17 protein-coding genes are annotated in these 14184 nt (G+C 63.7%); 9 read left to right on the top strand and 8 right to left on the bottom strand.

The genetic code is table 11. The annotated features are described in order from the left end of the window. The first annotated feature begins 3 nt into the window (after positions 1-3). Positions 4-594 carry a TetR/AcrR family transcriptional regulator gene (locus tag ACRYLO_RS00735; RefSeq protein WP_482658437.1) on the top strand — a complete coding sequence of 197 codons (591 nt, stop codon included), beginning with the start codon at positions 4-6 and terminating at the stop codon, positions 592-594. Between the two features lie 465 nt (positions 595-1059). Here the strand turns inward: ACRYLO_RS00735 and cueR are convergent, their stop codons facing one another. The 5 genes from cueR to copC are packed head-to-tail and all read right to left on the bottom strand — an operon-like array spanning position 1060 to position 5589. Continuing rightward, on the bottom strand, positions 1060-1452 hold the full coding sequence (gene cueR, locus ACRYLO_RS00740) for a Cu(I)-responsive transcriptional regulator (RefSeq protein WP_224921274.1): 393 nt from the start codon (positions 1450-1452) through the stop codon (positions 1060-1062). Beyond that, complete coding sequence (locus ACRYLO_RS00745; RefSeq protein WP_224921690.1) at positions 1449-3800, bottom strand: heavy metal translocating P-type ATPase; 2352 nt, start codon at positions 3798-3800, stop codon at positions 1449-1451. Before ACRYLO_RS00745 ends, cueR begins: the two co-directional genes overlap by 4 nt. Positions 3801-3857: 57 nt before the next feature. After that, the gene (locus ACRYLO_RS00750; RefSeq protein ID WP_224921275.1) at positions 3858-4262 is read right to left on the bottom strand and encodes a DUF305 domain-containing protein; all 405 of its coding nucleotides are present in this window, start codon (positions 4260-4262) and stop codon (positions 3858-3860) included. Positions 4263-4312: 50 nt separating this feature from the next. Next, positions 4313-5200 carry a copper homeostasis membrane protein CopD gene (copD, locus tag ACRYLO_RS00755; protein WP_482658438.1) on the bottom strand — a complete coding sequence of 296 codons (888 nt, stop codon included), beginning with the start codon at positions 5198-5200 and terminating at the stop codon, positions 4313-4315. Between the two features lie 2 nt (positions 5201-5202). Continuing rightward, positions 5203-5589: a copper homeostasis periplasmic binding protein CopC gene (copC, locus tag ACRYLO_RS00760; RefSeq protein WP_224921277.1), complete on the bottom strand. Its 387-nt coding sequence runs from the start codon at positions 5587-5589 to the stop codon at positions 5203-5205. A gap of 117 nt (positions 5590-5706) precedes the next feature. Between copC and ACRYLO_RS00765 the strand changes: the two genes are divergently transcribed. The 8 genes from ACRYLO_RS00765 to ACRYLO_RS00800 all read left to right on the top strand — a co-directional run bounded on the left by ACRYLO_RS00765 (position 5707) and on the right by ACRYLO_RS00800 (position 12151). Further along, positions 5707-5985 carry a hypothetical protein gene (locus ACRYLO_RS00765; protein WP_224921278.1) on the top strand — a complete coding sequence of 93 codons (279 nt, stop codon included), beginning with the start codon at positions 5707-5709 and terminating at the stop codon, positions 5983-5985. Beyond that, on the top strand, positions 5982-6419 hold the full coding sequence (locus ACRYLO_RS00770; protein WP_224921279.1) for a periplasmic heavy metal sensor: 438 nt from the start codon (positions 5982-5984) through the stop codon (positions 6417-6419). The genes ACRYLO_RS00765 and ACRYLO_RS00770 overlap by 4 nt, the downstream gene beginning before the upstream one ends. Beyond that, the gene (locus tag ACRYLO_RS00775) at positions 6416-6976 is read left to right on the top strand and encodes an RNA polymerase sigma factor (RefSeq protein ID WP_224921280.1); all 561 of its coding nucleotides are present in this window, start codon (positions 6416-6418) and stop codon (positions 6974-6976) included. Before ACRYLO_RS00770 ends, ACRYLO_RS00775 begins: the two co-directional genes overlap by 4 nt. Before the next feature lie 154 nt (positions 6977-7130). Beyond that, entirely contained in the window at positions 7131-8204 is a 1074-nt protein-coding gene (locus ACRYLO_RS00780) for an acyltransferase family protein (protein ID WP_263622470.1), read from the top strand. Between the two features lie 96 nt (positions 8205-8300). Next, on the top strand, positions 8301-10118 hold the full coding sequence (locus ACRYLO_RS00785) for a copper resistance system multicopper oxidase (RefSeq protein WP_482658439.1): 1818 nt from the start codon (positions 8301-8303) through the stop codon (positions 10116-10118). Then, positions 10115-11230, top strand: a complete 1116-nt coding sequence (locus tag ACRYLO_RS00790) for a copper resistance protein B (RefSeq protein WP_482658440.1) — start codon at positions 10115-10117, stop codon at positions 11228-11230. The genes ACRYLO_RS00785 and ACRYLO_RS00790 overlap by 4 nt, the downstream gene beginning before the upstream one ends. 36 nt (positions 11231-11266) lie before the next feature. Beyond that, positions 11267-11704, top strand: coding sequence for a DUF305 domain-containing protein (locus ACRYLO_RS00795; protein WP_224921284.1), 438 nt, complete (start codon positions 11267-11269; stop codon positions 11702-11704). Positions 11705-11716: 12 nt separating this feature from the next. After that, positions 11717-12151, top strand: a complete 435-nt coding sequence (locus ACRYLO_RS00800) for a DUF411 domain-containing protein (RefSeq protein ID WP_412103459.1) — start codon at positions 11717-11719, stop codon at positions 12149-12151. 38 nt (positions 12152-12189) lie between these two features. On the opposite strand, the gene ACRYLO_RS00805 is transcribed toward ACRYLO_RS00800, so the two are convergent. The 3 genes from ACRYLO_RS00805 to ACRYLO_RS00815 form a co-directional block, all read right to left on the bottom strand. Further along, a complete protein-coding gene (locus ACRYLO_RS00805) occupies positions 12190-12369 on the bottom strand; it encodes a hypothetical protein (protein WP_224921286.1) in 180 nt (59 codons plus the stop codon). Positions 12370-12395: 26 nt separating this feature from the next. After that, on the bottom strand, positions 12396-12749 hold the full coding sequence (locus ACRYLO_RS00810; protein ID WP_224921287.1) for a hypothetical protein: 354 nt from the start codon (positions 12747-12749) through the stop codon (positions 12396-12398). Positions 12750-12818: 69 nt separating this feature from the next. Continuing rightward, entirely contained in the window at positions 12819-14168 is a 1350-nt protein-coding gene (locus tag ACRYLO_RS00815) for an MFS transporter (RefSeq protein WP_482658441.1), read from the bottom strand. Between the last annotated feature and the right edge of the window lie 16 nt (positions 14169-14184).

The raw sequence follows: 14184 nt of genomic DNA on the forward strand, positions 1-14184 counted from the left end.
CCGGTGAAACGCCAGGCGATCCTTGACGCCGCCACCCGATCCTTCTTCGCCCTTGGCTTTGCTGCAACCGCCATCGAACAGGTGGCGGCTGACGCGCATGTTTCCAAGGTCACGATCTACAATCAGTTCGGTGACAAGCGCGGATTGTTTGCCGCCGCGATCGAACGCGAATGCGCGCGGATGGGCGATCATTTCAGCATCGCGCCGATGCCCGGCCTGTCCCTGCGCGAGCGGCTGGCGGCGATCGGCGCGGCGATGACCGCGTTCATGTCCCGCCCGGAAATGGTTCAGTTCGATCGGCGCATCGCGGCGGAAACAGAGCGCGACCCGGCGATCGGCGAAGCGTTTCTCGAGGCAGGACCGCGCCAGATGCTGCGTGCATTTGCAGCACTGTTGGGCACGCTGCGCGACGCCGGCGAGATCGCAGTGGAGGATCCGGAACTGGCGGCCGAACAGTTCGTCGCGATGTGCAAGGGACTGGGCGACCTGGAGCGCCGCTTTGGCTGTCCCAATGACGCCACCCGCAATCAGCGGCGGATCACGGCGGCGGTCGATGCATTCTGCCGAGCTTACGGCACCGGTTCGGGGGACTGACCTACGCGCGTCCCCGGCCTTGGAGATTGTCGTTCAGCGTCACGAGCGCAGGCGCGCCAAACGGACACAGAGCGGCGTTCTGAACGGACGGAGTTAGCCCAAAGATGTCGACGAAATCGGCACCCTATTCGCGCGACGGGCTGCGAATGGGGAAATGGTGCCCAGAAGAACACTCCCATCGGCACTCAAGTAGCTGATTTCCTACGCGAATTGGCAGTGGGAAATCACCAGCACCATCAATAGCACCATCATATCTTCTGGAAAAGGCTGGATTTCCACGGATCAAGCATATGTGACGTCGCAAAGAAGTGCCGGTTAGTGCGGCCCTTGGTCATCAAGAATAGCCTGCCCGCGCCCCAGCGACCCCCATCGACCGAAACCAGAATGTCTCCCTGCAGCAAATCACGCGTAGTTGATCATGCACCGCCTGATCGTTCACGAACGCGATACGACCAAAGAAGAACATCAGGTCGGTCGTTCAAGCGAGTCTATGATCGGGCAGTCGGGGCGGTCGTCACCGCAGCATCGGGCCGCCAGATCAAGCAGCGCGCGCCGCATTTTTTCGAGCGCCTCCGCCTTGCGGTGTAGTTCCTCGGCGCGTGCGGTCGCCAGCGACTTAACGTCGGCCGACGACCGCGCGCCGTCGTGCCACAAATCAAGCAGCGTTCGGATCTCTTCGATGGGGAAGCCAAGGTCACGGGCGTTGGCGATGAAGCGCAACCGATGCATGTCGGCGTCGGAATAATCGCGGTAGCCGCTGTCCCGGCGCGGCGGTGCCGGGACGAGGCCGATCTTCTCGTAGTGCCGGATCATCCGCTGCGAGACACCGCTCGCCTCCGACGCGGGTCCGATTTTCATAGTTTCACCCGGTTCAATCGCAGGGCATTGAGGACGACGGTGAACGAAGACAGCGCCATCGCCGCGCCCGCGAACATCGGCGACATCAGGATGCCGAACGGGGGATAGAGCACGCCCGCCGCAATCGGTACGCCGAGTCCGTTGAAGAGGAACGAGAAGAATAAATTCTGGCGGATGTTGCGCATCGTCGCATCGGCCAGTCTGCGTGCTCGGACGATTGCGGTCAAATCTCCACGGGTCAGCGTCATCCCCGCACTCTCGATCGCCACATCGGTGCCCGTTCCCATCGCCAGCCCCACGTCCGCCGCCGCCAGTGCGGGCGCGTCGTTGATGCCGTCGCCGGCCATCGCGACCTTCGCCCCAGCCGCCTTCAGTTCGCCAACGATACGCGCCTTGTCCTCTGGCCTGAGATCGGCGCGAACATCGTCAAGGCCGCCGACTGCGTGCGCGACCGCGTCGGCAGTGGCCTGGTTGTCGCCCGTAAGCATGATGACTTTCAGACCCTCGGCGCGCAACGCGGCGATCGCCTCGCGGGCATTTGCGCGGACCGGATCGGCGACCGCGAGTAGTCCTGCCGGCGACCCGTCGATGGCGATGAACATGACCCCGGCTCCAGTCTTCCGGTGCGGGTCGGCAGCGGCCTCCAGCGCGAACGGATCGGCGCCGACACGGGTCATCTGCGTAGCGTTGCCAATCGCGATGATGCGGCCATCGATCACTCCGCTGACACCCAGACCGGTCTGGGATTCGAAGTTCTCTACCTTTCCAACAATGACGCCGCGTTCCGTCGCGGCCGTGACGATGGCGTGTGCGAGCGGATGCTCGGATTGTGCCTCGACCGCAGCGGCCAGGCCAAGCAAATCGTCCTGGTCGAACCCCGGCAGGGCTTGGGTGGCAACGAGCCTCGGCTTGCCTTCGGTGATCGTGCCCGTCTTGTCGATCACGAGCGTATCGACCTTTTCCAGCGCCTGAAGTGCTTCTGCGTTCTTGACGAGGACGCCAGCATGTGCGCCGCGACCCGTGCCGACCATGATCGACATTGGAGTGGCGAGGCCAAGCGCACACGGACAGGCGATGATCAGGACCGCGATGGCATTGAGCAGTGCATGGCCGAAGCGTGGCTCCGGTCCAACGAAATTCCATACGATGAAAGCCGCGATCGCGATTGCGACCACCAGCGGCACGAACCAGCCCGAAATGCGGTCGGCAACCGCCTGGATCGGGGCGCGGCTGCGCTGTGCCTCGGCAACCATCCGCACGATCCGTGCAAGCATCGTGTCCGCCCCCACCGCTCGGGCTTCCATGACAAGGCTGCCAGTGCCATTAACGGTTCCGCCGGTCAGCGCATCGCCCGCCGACTTCCCGACTGCTAGAGACTCACCGGTGAGCATCGATTCATCGACCGACGAACGCCCTTCGATAACTATGCCGTCAACCGGGATTGCATCGCCCGGCCGGATGCGCAGCTTGTCGCCCGCCGCCACGTCACCGAGTGACACTTCTTCCTCCGACCCGTCCTCACGGACACGGCGCGCGGTCTTGGGCGCGAGATCCATCAGCGCGCGGATCGCGCGCCCGGTCGCCGCGCGGGCGCGCAGTTCCAGCACTTGCCCGAGCAACACCAGCGTCACCACGACGCCCGCCGCCTCGTAATAGACCGGCACCATGCCGCCGTGCATACGGAACGTGGGCGGGAACAAGCCAGGCGCGAAAGTCGCGACCAGACTGTAGAGGAAAGCGGCACCGACGCCGATTGCGATCAGCGTGAACATGTTGAGGTGCCACGTCCGGATCGACATCCAGCCACGCTCGAAGAAAGGCTTGCCCGCCCACAACACGATCGGCGCAGAAAGCGCGAGTTGAACCCAGGGCGACGCGGCGGGGCTGACGATCTCGATGCCCAGCATCTCGGCGACCATCGACACGATCAGCAGTGGCACTGCGAGCGCGGCGGATACCCAAAAACGGCGGGTGAAATCGACCAGCTCCGGGTTAGGCGCATCGTCGAGCGAAGGCTCCTCCGGTTCGAGCGCCATGCCGCAGATCGGGCACGTGCCCGGCCCCTCCTGACGGATTTCCGGGTGCATCGGACAAGTCCAGATCGCGCCCGGCATTGCCTTGGGTTCCGGACGCGGGGCATCGCTCAGATATTTGTCAGGATCGGCAACAAATTTGGTTCGACAGCCAGCACTGCAAAAATGGTAATCTTCGCCGTCATGCGCGGCATGATGCGCAGTTGTCGCAGGATCGACGGTCATGCCGCATACGGGATCCCTGACCGCGGACGTCGAGGGCTGGGTCGCGCAACAGCTGTGTTCGTCATGAGCCTTGTGGTCGGCATTAGTCATCGAGTCGTCCTCCATGACCCGGCAATAATGTCTGACATCATGTCAGGGTCAAGCCGCTTATTTTCGAGCCGCCAGCCAGGTGTCGATTTCAGTGATCTCCGCGCGTTGATCTCGGATGATCTTCTCCGCCAACGCCCGCGCCTCTGGATCGTCACCGTGGCGCAGTTCGGTTTCGGCCATGGCGATCGCCGCCTGATGATGCCCCTTCATCTGCTGCATGAAATCCGTGTCGGCCTCGCCAGTGTACTTTGGCATGTTGGCCATCATGTCGTTCATCGACTTCTTGTACCCTTGGGTCGCCGGCGGGTCGCCGGGGCTGGCGGCCGACATGTCCATCGGCCTCGCTCCGTTGGCGGCCGACGTGGCGGCCATATCGTGCGCGCTATTCTGCTGCGCATTGTCGGAACAGCCTGCCACGGTCAGCGACCCGGCGAGCAGTAGCGGGATTGCAAGGTTCTTCATGGCTTTCTCCTAGGATTCACCACAACGCCCGGACGGACAATCCGTGCCAATCACCCGACCGGTGACAGAGTTCCCAGGACCGCCACGACAGCGAGGATGAGCACCGCCGCCGCCGTCTCGACCAGGATCGCCAGCCGCAATCGGCGCTGCGCGATGGCCTGCCTATCGCCGCCCAATGCCGTCTCCAGGGTTGGCACGAGCCGCCAGCGGTTGAACCCGGCCAGACCGAGCATGACGCCAAACAGGATGAGCTTCAGCACAAGTAGCTGTCCGTATGATGTTCCAAATGTCGTGGAGAGACCTTCGATCCCGACAATCGCGAGAAGGTTGATCGCTCCGCTGACGACGATCGCGGCGACGATGATCCCACCGATGCCGGAGAAGCGTGCCAGTGCGGCGATCGCCGTTGTTGCCCCGCCGGGCGTCGCAAAGTCGAGCAGCAGGAGCCGCGCGAACATCGCCAGCGCTGCAATCCACAGCGCGCCCGCAACCAGATGAACGATGTCGCTGCTGCGGTGCGCCCAGCCCAGCGCCGCTTCGGATGCGCCGGCATGACCGGTCCAGGCTAGCGAACCCAGCGCAACGAGCGCCAGCGCGGCCGCAACCGGCCTGCTCGCCCGCCCGGCGAGCTGGAACGCCGCCAGCAACCCGAGCGCGGCGGCGCGCACGATATGAGAGATGCCCATCGGCGTTTCAAACGCCATGAACGTGAGCATTTCCCGATCCAGTATGGCCAGGTCGTAGCCAGTCATGGCCAGGGACGTCGCAGCAAGCTGGGCGATCGTGATGACCACGCCTAGTATGGCCAGCCAGCCTATTACACGTCCGCCAATCCCCGGCGCATGTCGACCGAGACCGCCACCCATGGCAAGGCCCGCCAAAAGCATGAGATCGGCATAGGCGGCGAAACGCAGGCCGATCGCCACCCAGTCGCTCATGATCAGCGGACGCTAAAGCTGTGCTGGCCGGTGATGCGATGCGTGTCCGCGCCAATCACGACCCAGTCAGCGCGGTAGCTGCCCGCGGGCAGCGGTTTGGCCGAGGTGAGGATGATCGACTTGCCATCGGCGGAAACGGCGCTGGTGACGCCCGCCATCTTCATGTCGGGATGGTTCGCCATTCCTGGCATCCCGGTCATGATCAGCGTGGCAGTGGAAAGCTTGGGCGTCAGGCGCTCGCTGAAGGTCAGCGTGATCGTCGTCGTGCGCGCGACCGTTGCGTTCGCGGCGGGCGTCGCCGTGACCAGCTTGGGATGTGCGAACGCGGTTGCCGGGATCAGCACCATGGCGAGGGCGGCGATGACGGCGGCGAATGGATTGAACTTCATCTCGAACTCCTGTGATATGCCCCCAATACGCAGTACCGGTTTTTACCCCTCAAACCGGCGTAGTTGAGGGATCGTGCATTCTCATACGTATGGGAAGCAGCGGATTACGAGGCAGTCATGCAAACCAATATCGACGATGCCCTTCAGCGGCTGGCGACAGGAACGCCGCATCGGGGACTGGCGGGTCTGGAAGACCGAGTCCTGAATGCGATCGCGCAACAGCCGGTTGCGGGCTTCGGTGCCGGCACCACGTTGGGGGCGATGGGCCTCGCACTGGCGCTCGGCGTTTTCAGCAACGTCGTTCCATCGACCGATGCGCAGGCCGCGCCGGTGCTGTCGCCTTTGGGCGCGTCCAGTCCGCTCGCCCCATCGACACTGCTGGGCGCGACCCGATGAACACACGGCGCACCGGGATCATCGTGATACTGGTTTTCCTCGCCGCATTGCTCGGGGTGGTCGCCGGACGATATCTTGTCGAACCGGCGGCACAGCCCGGGGCGGAGCTCCATGCGGTTCTTCACGACCAACTGAGTCTGGACGCGGCGCAGGAACGACAGCTGCATGTACTTGAGGAAGCGTTTGCCGTGCGCCGTCGCGCGCTCGAACTGGAAATGAAGGCCGAGAACGCCCGGCTTGCCGAAGCGATCGCCGCCGAGCACGGCAACGGCCCGCGCGTCGCCGCCGCGGTCGATGCTTCGCACCGCACGATGGGGGAGCTTCAGAAGGAAACGCTGGCGCATATCTTCGCGATGCGGGCTCTGCTCAAACCCGATCAGGCGGCGAAGTTTGACGCCGCAGTGACCAAGGCACTGACCGAAGACGCACGGTGACCGACGCACTTGCCGACCGCACGGACGGCGAGCTGGTCGCCCTGTGCCTTGGTGGAAGTCAGCTGGCGTTCGCTGAAATCGTGCGCCGTCACAAGGATCCACTGCATCGGCTCGTCGCGCGCATCGTCGGTGACGACGACGAAGCGCTCGACATCGTGCAGGAAGCCTTCGTCGCCGCGCATCGCGCGCTGCGGCGTTACGACATGGCGCGGTCGATGCGCCCCTGGTTGTCGCGCATCGCGATCAACAAGGCGCGCGACTTGCGCCGCCGCCGGGCGATACGCCGCCTGATCTCGGTCGTGCTTCCGCTCGACCATGCCGCCGACACCGCCGACGCAACGCCGTCGATCGAAACCGCGACCGCCGATCGCCAGGAGTTGCGGCAGGTCACAGCTGCCATCGCCGAACTGCCGGCCAATCTGCGCGAGACACTAGTGCTCCGCACGATTGAGGGGTTGAGCCAGGCCGAGACCGCCGAAACGCTGAGGATCAGCGAAAAGGCGGTCGAGACGCGCCTGTATCGCGCACGTCAGCGACTCACTGCGTCGCTGTCATAGAGCGTCGCCGGAGAAATCTTGCAGATCGCGCAAGGGATGCGCGCCCGGGCGTCGTATTATCCGCATGGGGGCGGTGGACCAAACAGGCGGGGGCGGCGATCCGTCGGCGCGCGACGGCGGTGTAGAGACGCGGGCAAGCGGGGCTTTCGTCGTCATGGACGCCCTGCGGTGCGTGCTGGCGGTGACGGTGGCGTTCGCCCATGCTTGGTATCTCCTGATCGCCGATTATTCGGGACAGGCCACGACGATTGCGTCGGCAGGTTATTTTCTGGCCGGTTTCGCCCATGCCAGCGTCATCCTGTTCTTCGTCCTCAGCGGTTACTGGATCGCAAAGAGCGTCGACCGGCGGATGACCGCAGGCTGGGCTTGGACGGGCTATGGGATCGACCGGCTCGCGCGGTTGCTGGTCGTTGTGCTGCCTGCGTTTGCGATCGGCGGCATCCTGGACGCAATTGGCCTCTATGGCCTTGAGTCCTCGACCCACACCGGCGCGACCGACACCTATGTGCTGAACAACAACCTTGCGGAGCGGCTGGGATGGCAGACCCTCCTCGGCAACATCCTGTTTCTTCAAAGCATTGCCGTAGCTCCGTTCGGCACCAACGGTCCTTTGTGGAGCCTGGCGTATGAATTCTGGTTCTATATCTGGTTTCCGGCACTGTGGGTCAGCTGGCGCAGGCGACGCCCGTCACTGCTGCTCGCCACCCTGTTCCTCGCCTGGATCGTGCCGAATATGCTGGTTGGCTTTGCCTGCTGGCTTTGCGGGGCGGCATTGTTCTGGGTGACCCACCGTTCCGGGAGGCAGAGCTTGCAGCCACTACGCCGCTTGTGGCTAATCGGTGCAGGTATCCCGTTCCTCGGAACCCTAATCTATTCGCGACTCCTCGGGCTTGACGGGACCGAGCTGCCGCTGGCGTTTACGTTCGCAGTGCTGCTTTACACATTGTTGCGCATCGATCTGTCCGCGCCCCGCTGGCTGAGGCCGTTCGCCCGCTATGGCGCGCAGGCGAGCTTCTCGCTGTATGTCCTGCATTTCCCGATCATCGCCTTCGCCGCTGCGTTGTTGCTCGACGACAAGCGTTTGCCCGCGACCGGAGCGAACATCGCGCTTGTCGTCGCGGTGCTTGCGGCGACGATTTTGATCTCCGCCCTGTTCGCACGGCACACCGAACGGCACACGGCCCGGGTTCGCGCGTTCTTCTCCGACGCACGGCCCGCCCGGATTTGATGCGCGTGGCAATCCGGGCGGTCTTTCGCCGATCGCGATGAGGGCCGGGCCGATATTCTGCGTAAAGCGGGTAACGTCATCGGAGCCATACATCACATGTCGCTGCTGCTAAGCCGTCGTAATCTGCTGCGCGGAGCCACCCTTGGGGGCGGCTCGCTCGCTTTCGCCCCGTGGTTTCCGGCGTGGGCACAGCCGGTGTCGGCTGGTATCGTCCAGGCGCTGCCGAGTGTCTCCGGCGAGGATATCCGACTGCGCATTGCGCACCAGATGATGACGATCGACGGACGCGAAAGCCACGCGATCGGCATCAACGGCACGATCCCAGGCCCGCTGATCCGGCTGCGCGAGGGTCAGAATGTCCGGCTGCACGTGGAGAACGCGCTCGACGAGGACAGCTCGATCCACTGGCACGGGCTGATCCTACCATTTCACATGGACGGCGTACCGGGCGTCAGCTTTCCGGGCATCAAGCCGCGCTCGACCTTCACCTATGAGTTTCCGGTCAAACAGGCCGGCACCTATTGGTATCACAGCCATTCGGGATTGCAGGAGCAGCTTGGCCATTACGGGCCGATCGTGATCGATCCGGCAGGCACGGACCCCATTGCCTCCGACCGCGAACATGTCGTCGTGCTGTCCGACCATGGCGAGATGCACCCGCACATCATCTTCAAGAAGCTCAAACAGCAGGGCGGCTATTTCAATCAGCAGAAACAGACGCTGGCCGATCTGCTGCGCGGCGAAGGCCAATCGGCCAAGGATCGCCTCGATTGGGGCAAGATGCGCATGGACCCCACCGACGTCTCCGACGTGACCGGTTCGACCTATAGCTATCTGGTAAACGGCCACGGCCCGCGTGACAACTGGACCGCATTGTTCACGCCCGGAGAGCGGGTGCGGCTGCGCATCGTCAACGCATCGGCAATGACCACCTTTAACGTCCGTATTCCGGGGTTGAAGCTGACGATCGTCCAGGCCGACGGGTTGAATGTACGCCCGGTGCAGGTGGACGAGTTCCAGATCGCCGTCGCTGAAACCTATGACGTGATCGTCGAGCCGTCCGACGATCGCGCCTATACGCTGGTTGGCGAAAGCGTCGATCGCTCGGGCATGGCACGCGCCACACTCGCCCCGCGCGCGGGAATGGCGGCGGAGGTGCCGCCTTTACGCAAACGGCCGATCGCCACCATGAAGGATATGGGCATGGGCGGCATGGATCACGGTGCGATGGCGGGCGCAGCCGCCACGCCGGGTGCCGGGGATTGCCCGCCCGAACATGCCGCGATGGGCCATTGCACGCCTGCGGCAAGCGGCGCGGCAGACGCCGGGGCTGGCGGCGGCATGGCCGGGATGGAACATTCGATGCGTGATTTCGCCGTCGCGCCCGGGGTCAAGAAAACGCCGACAGTCCAGACGATCTCACCGATGCCGATGGACCGCACCGGCGAGCCCGGCCAGGGGCTGGCGGATGTCGGGCACAAGGTGCTGGTCTATCGTGATCTGATCGCGGTGGAGCGCAACCCCGATGTGCGTGCCCCGGACCGGGCGATGCGCATCCACCTCACCGGAAATATGGAACGTTACATGTGGGCGTTCGACGGGGAGAAATTGAACGAGGTCAAGGATCCGATCCCGTTCCTGCAGGACGAGCGGGTGCGCGTCACCCTGGTCAACGACACGATGATGGGCCACCCGATCCATCTCCACGGCCATTTCTTCGAGCTGGTGACGGGGCATGGCGAATATGCGCCGCGCAAACATACGGTGCAGGTGCAGCCGGGCGGCACCGTGACCTTCGACGTCACCACCGACGCGGTCGGCGACTGGGCGTTCCACTGCCACATGCTCTATCACATGCATGCGGGAATGATGCAGGTCGTGACCGTCCGACCGCGCGGGGGAGAGGGGGCATGAAGATGTTGTCGCTCGCCACCGCCGCCGCCGCAATCGCACTGGCCGCCCCCGTCGCCGCGCAGACGATGGATCACTCGAAAATGCCCGGCATGAAGATGCCGGCGAAAACAGCGCCCAAGCCAAAGCCGGTAGCGAAGCCGCGTCCGACGTCGACACCGGCAGCAAAGCCAGCTGCAATAGCGGCACCCGCGAAACCGGCGCAGGCGGCACCGGCCCCCGACCCGGCCTGCCCACCTGAACATGCGGCAATGGGGCATTGCACACCCGCGGGTGCAGCCCCCGCTGCGCCCGAGAAAGCCGGGGGCGATAGCTCGGCAATGCCTGATATGGCCGCCGATGCACCGAGCACCGGCAGCGGCGGGACCGCGCTGCCCGCCGGAAACGCTCCGGCACCCGCCGCGCCCGAGCCGAACTATGCCGACCGTGTCTGGGGGCGCGAGGCGATGACCGGCGCGCGCAAGGCACTGCGCAGCGAGCATGGCGGCGGCACGTTCAGCCAAATCATGCTGGACATCGCCGAGCTGCAAATCCGCAAGGGGCGCGAGGGCTATCGGTGGGAAGGGGAAGGCTGGTTCGGCGGCGACATCGATCGGCTGATCGTCAAGACCGAGGGCGAAGGCAGCTTTGGTGAGGCGGTCGAAAGCGCCGAGGCGCAGGCGCTCTACAGCCGCGCCATCGGCCCATATTTTAACCTGCAGGCCGGCGTCCGTCACGATTTCGAGCCCAAGGCGCGTAGTTATGCAGCGTTCGGCATTGAGGGGCTCGCCCCCTATTGGTTTGAAGTCGAGGCTCATGCGTTCGTATCGACCAAGGGCGATGTGCTGGGACGGCTCGCGGCCAGTTATGATCAGCGGATCACCCAGCGGATTATCCTGCAACCGCGCGTCGAGTTCAATCTGGCGGCGCAGGATGTAATCGAGAGCGGAATCGGCGCGGGGCTTTCCGATGCCGAGTTCGACCTTCGTCTGCGCTATGAGATCGTACGCGAATTCGCGCCTTATATCGGCATCTCGCATTCATCGAAATTCGGCCGCACCGCGCGCTTCGCCCGCGCTGACGGCGAAGACCCTTCGGCAACCACCTTCGTCGTCGGGATCAGGGCCTGGTTCTGAGGTCGGAGACCGACGAAAATGGCAAAGGAGAATGCAATGACCCCCTATCGCAGCCTCGCACTGCAAACCGCCATCAGCGGGGTCATCATGTATCTGGTGATGTTCGTGATGATCGACCAGCTGTCGAGCTTCTACAACAACCTCAACATGCTCTACATGACGCTGATGATGGTCGCACCGATGGTTGTGCTGATGATCGTGGCGATGCGGGACATGTTTCCGTCCAAGCGCCTCAATGTGTTGCTGCTTGCCGGATCAGCCGTCGCGTTCTTCGGCAGCTTCGCGTTGCTCCGAACTCAGACTACGATCGACGACACCGCATTCATCCGATCCATGATCCCGCACCATTCAGGTGCGATCCTGATGTGTGAGCAGGCATCGCTCAGCGATCGCGAACTGGTATCGTTGTGCCGACAGATCATCAAATCACAGCGCGAGGAGATCGCGCAGATGAAAAGCATGCTGGAAAATTAGGAAGCAACGATGATGATTTTGAAGCCGCTGTCCACGACGGTTCTGCTGTTGGTGGCCACTTCGGCGTTCGCCGCCGACGTCGTAGTGCATCGTGATCCGGGTTGCGGTTGTTGCACAAAATGGGCGGCGATCGCGCAACGCGAAATCAAGCGACCAGTGCGGATGATCGACAATCCCCAGCGTGCCGCTCTCGCACAAAAGGCGGGGGTGCCTGCGGCGTTGTCCTCCTGTCATACCGCGATCATCGACGGCATGGCGTTCGAGGGGCATGTCCCCATCGCCGACATGAAGCGCGCGCTCGCGACGCGACCGAAGGGTGTGAAAGGCCTTGCGGTGGCCGGAATGCCGATCGGCTCGCCCGGCATGGAAGTACCGGGCGCGAAGGCCCAGCCCTACAGCGTCATTGCCTTTGGATTGGGCGGGCAGAAAGTCTTCGCACGTCATTGAGGAAGGGAGAGAGGCGCGGACGCCTCCCTCCCCATTCGTTACTTGCCCTGCGTGCTGGGCGTTTCCTTTTTCATGTCGTCGCAGCAGCCCGGCTTGTCGCCCTCTTTCTTGCAGCAACAGGTCTTCATGTCCTTGCAGCAATCCATGCCCTCGGCAGCATGGGCAACAGGCGAGGCCAAGAGCGCCAAGGTGGCACCGAGTAGTTTGAGATTCTTCATCGATAGTCTCCGTGATTTGATCAGATTCAGTAGAGTGCAGGTCGATCACGGGTGCGAGGCGGCGGCGGTGCGGGGCCTTCGTTGACGCTGCGGAGCGTTTCGGCGCTCGACGGATCGTAAACGGTGCTTAGCGCCAGCCTGATCGCCAGCGGAGCGACGGGCGCGGTATTCGCCAGCAAACAGGGAGCCGCGCACGCAAGCGAAGCCGATTTTTGCACCGGTGGCTTGCGCGGCATCTCCGGGCAGGCAGCCATGTCCGTCACGTGCGGCGATGCAACGATCTCACAGACGGGCGGCGACTTGAGGACAAGCAGACAGGCCAGCACAAGCAGGCCTATCATGCTGGCGATCGATCGGCGGTTCACGCGGCCCGTGTCCATCGTTTTTCATTACCCCTGAAGCGGTGCGCCTGCCAGCGATATGAGCAGATCACGCCGATCCTTGATAAGTCACAATCCCTTCTTTTCCCGGCGCGGCCAGTGACGGTGGAGATCGTCGATCTGAAAGGCGTGCCCAGCCCGTCCATCTGGATGTGCCTCGATCAGATGCGGGTGACCGGGCGGCAGGTCGTCATGACGATGCTCGACCACTTCCGGATCGCGGGATGGCCAGATCAGGAATGCAATGATGGTTCCGATCGCGGCCAGAATCGCGGTCGCCGTGAACGCCGTGCCAAATCCTGCGAGCGCGCCGACTTGTCCGGCGAGCGGGTAGGCGATCAACCAGCAGATATGGCTGAGCGCGAACTGTGCCGCGAACAATGCGGTGCGATCATCGGAACCCGCTGAACGTCGTAACAGCCGTCCGCCGGGTGTGATGCTGGCGGCATAAACCATACCGAGCAGCAGCCACCCGCCCAGCAACGCATACCAGAAGCCTGATCGCCCGTGCAGCTGCCATCCCAGCGCCAGCGCGCCGAGCAGCAGGGTCATCGCTGCGGCGGAAGCCAGCATCACCGTACGATCCGCAACCCGATCGAGCAGTCTGGGTAACAGCAATGCGGCGATCATCGAGCCGCCGCCGAATGCGGCCAGGGTCATCGCGACCTCGCTCTGCCCAAGGCCCAGCCCCGCGCGGATCAGAACCGGCGTGTTGACGATCACCATGGCGCTGGCGGCGGCAGCGGCAAGGGTTACGGCGAGCAAGCCGCGCAACCGCGGTGTCGCGAGATAGATGCGGGTGCCCAGCGTCGTGTTGGTCCAGATGCCACCTTGTCGCTGCTTCGCCGATGACGCGGGCAGCGCGGTCGCCAGCACCAGCAATGCCGATGCCGCAAAGCCGACCGCCGTCCCGGCGAACAACCAGTGGAAGTTGAAGACCGTGAGCAGCGCCGCCGCCAGGATCGGGCTGGTCAGGCTCTCCATGTCATAGGCCAGCCGCGAGAGCGACAACGCCCGGGTATAATCCTTCTCGTCCGGCAATATGTCGGGAATAGTCGCCTGAAACGTCGGCGTGAACCCGGCGGAGGCCGATTGCAGGATGAAGATCAGCACATAGACCTGCCAAACCTGGTCCACGAATGGCAGAACCAGCGCGACGCCGATGCGAATGACATCCATCGCGATCAAGAACGCGCGGCGTGGCAGACGGGCGGCATAGGCACCAACGACAGGCGCGACGCCGATATAGGCGATCATCTTGATTGCCATCGCCGTGCCCAGCACCGCTCCGCCGTTGCTACCGGCGATCTCATAGGCGAGCAGGCCCAGCGCGACGGTCGCCAGACCCGTGCCGACCAGCGCGATGACCTGCGCCAGGAACAGGTTGCGGTAGGTGGTATTGCTTAGAACGGCGAGCATTTCATGTCCCCATTGT

It is taken from the genome of Sphingomonas sp. SDUR79 (assembly GCF_056821745.1).

Bases quoted from the DNA above. Each gene is read 5' to 3' on its own strand.
- cueR (WP_224921274.1), bottom strand. From the start codon at position 1,452: ATGAAAATCGGACCCGCGTCGGAGGCGAGCGGTGTCTCGCAGCGGATG.
- ACRYLO_RS00745 (WP_224921690.1), bottom strand. From the start codon at position 3,800: ATGACTAATGCCGACCACAAGGCTCATGACGAACACAGCTGTTGCGCG.
- ACRYLO_RS00750 (WP_224921275.1), bottom strand. From the start codon at position 4,262: ATGAAGAACCTTGCAATCCCGCTACTGCTCGCCGGGTCGCTGACCGTG.
- copD (WP_482658438.1), bottom strand. From the start codon at position 5,200: ATGAGCGACTGGGTGGCGATCGGCCTGCGTTTCGCCGCCTATGCCGAT.
- copC (WP_224921277.1), bottom strand. From the start codon at position 5,589: ATGAAGTTCAATCCATTCGCCGCCGTCATCGCCGCCCTCGCCATGGTG.
- ACRYLO_RS00765 (WP_224921278.1), top strand. From the start codon at position 5,707: ATGCAAACCAATATCGACGATGCCCTTCAGCGGCTGGCGACAGGAACG.
- ACRYLO_RS00770 (WP_224921279.1), top strand. From the start codon at position 5,982: ATGAACACACGGCGCACCGGGATCATCGTGATACTGGTTTTCCTCGCC.
- ACRYLO_RS00780 (WP_263622470.1), top strand. From the start codon at position 7,131: ATGGACGCCCTGCGGTGCGTGCTGGCGGTGACGGTGGCGTTCGCCCAT.
- ACRYLO_RS00785 (WP_482658439.1), top strand. From the start codon at position 8,301: ATGTCGCTGCTGCTAAGCCGTCGTAATCTGCTGCGCGGAGCCACCCTT.
- ACRYLO_RS00790 (WP_482658440.1), top strand. From the start codon at position 10,115: ATGAAGATGTTGTCGCTCGCCACCGCCGCCGCCGCAATCGCACTGGCC.
- ACRYLO_RS00795 (WP_224921284.1), top strand. From the start codon at position 11,267: ATGACCCCCTATCGCAGCCTCGCACTGCAAACCGCCATCAGCGGGGTC.
- ACRYLO_RS00800 (WP_412103459.1), top strand. From the start codon at position 11,717: ATGATTTTGAAGCCGCTGTCCACGACGGTTCTGCTGTTGGTGGCCACT.
- ACRYLO_RS00805 (WP_224921286.1), bottom strand. From the start codon at position 12,369: ATGAAGAATCTCAAACTACTCGGTGCCACCTTGGCGCTCTTGGCCTCG.
- ACRYLO_RS00810 (WP_224921287.1), bottom strand. From the start codon at position 12,749: ATGGACACGGGCCGCGTGAACCGCCGATCGATCGCCAGCATGATAGGC.
- ACRYLO_RS00815 (WP_482658441.1), bottom strand. From the start codon at position 14,168: ATGCTCGCCGTTCTAAGCAATACCACCTACCGCAACCTGTTCCTGGCG.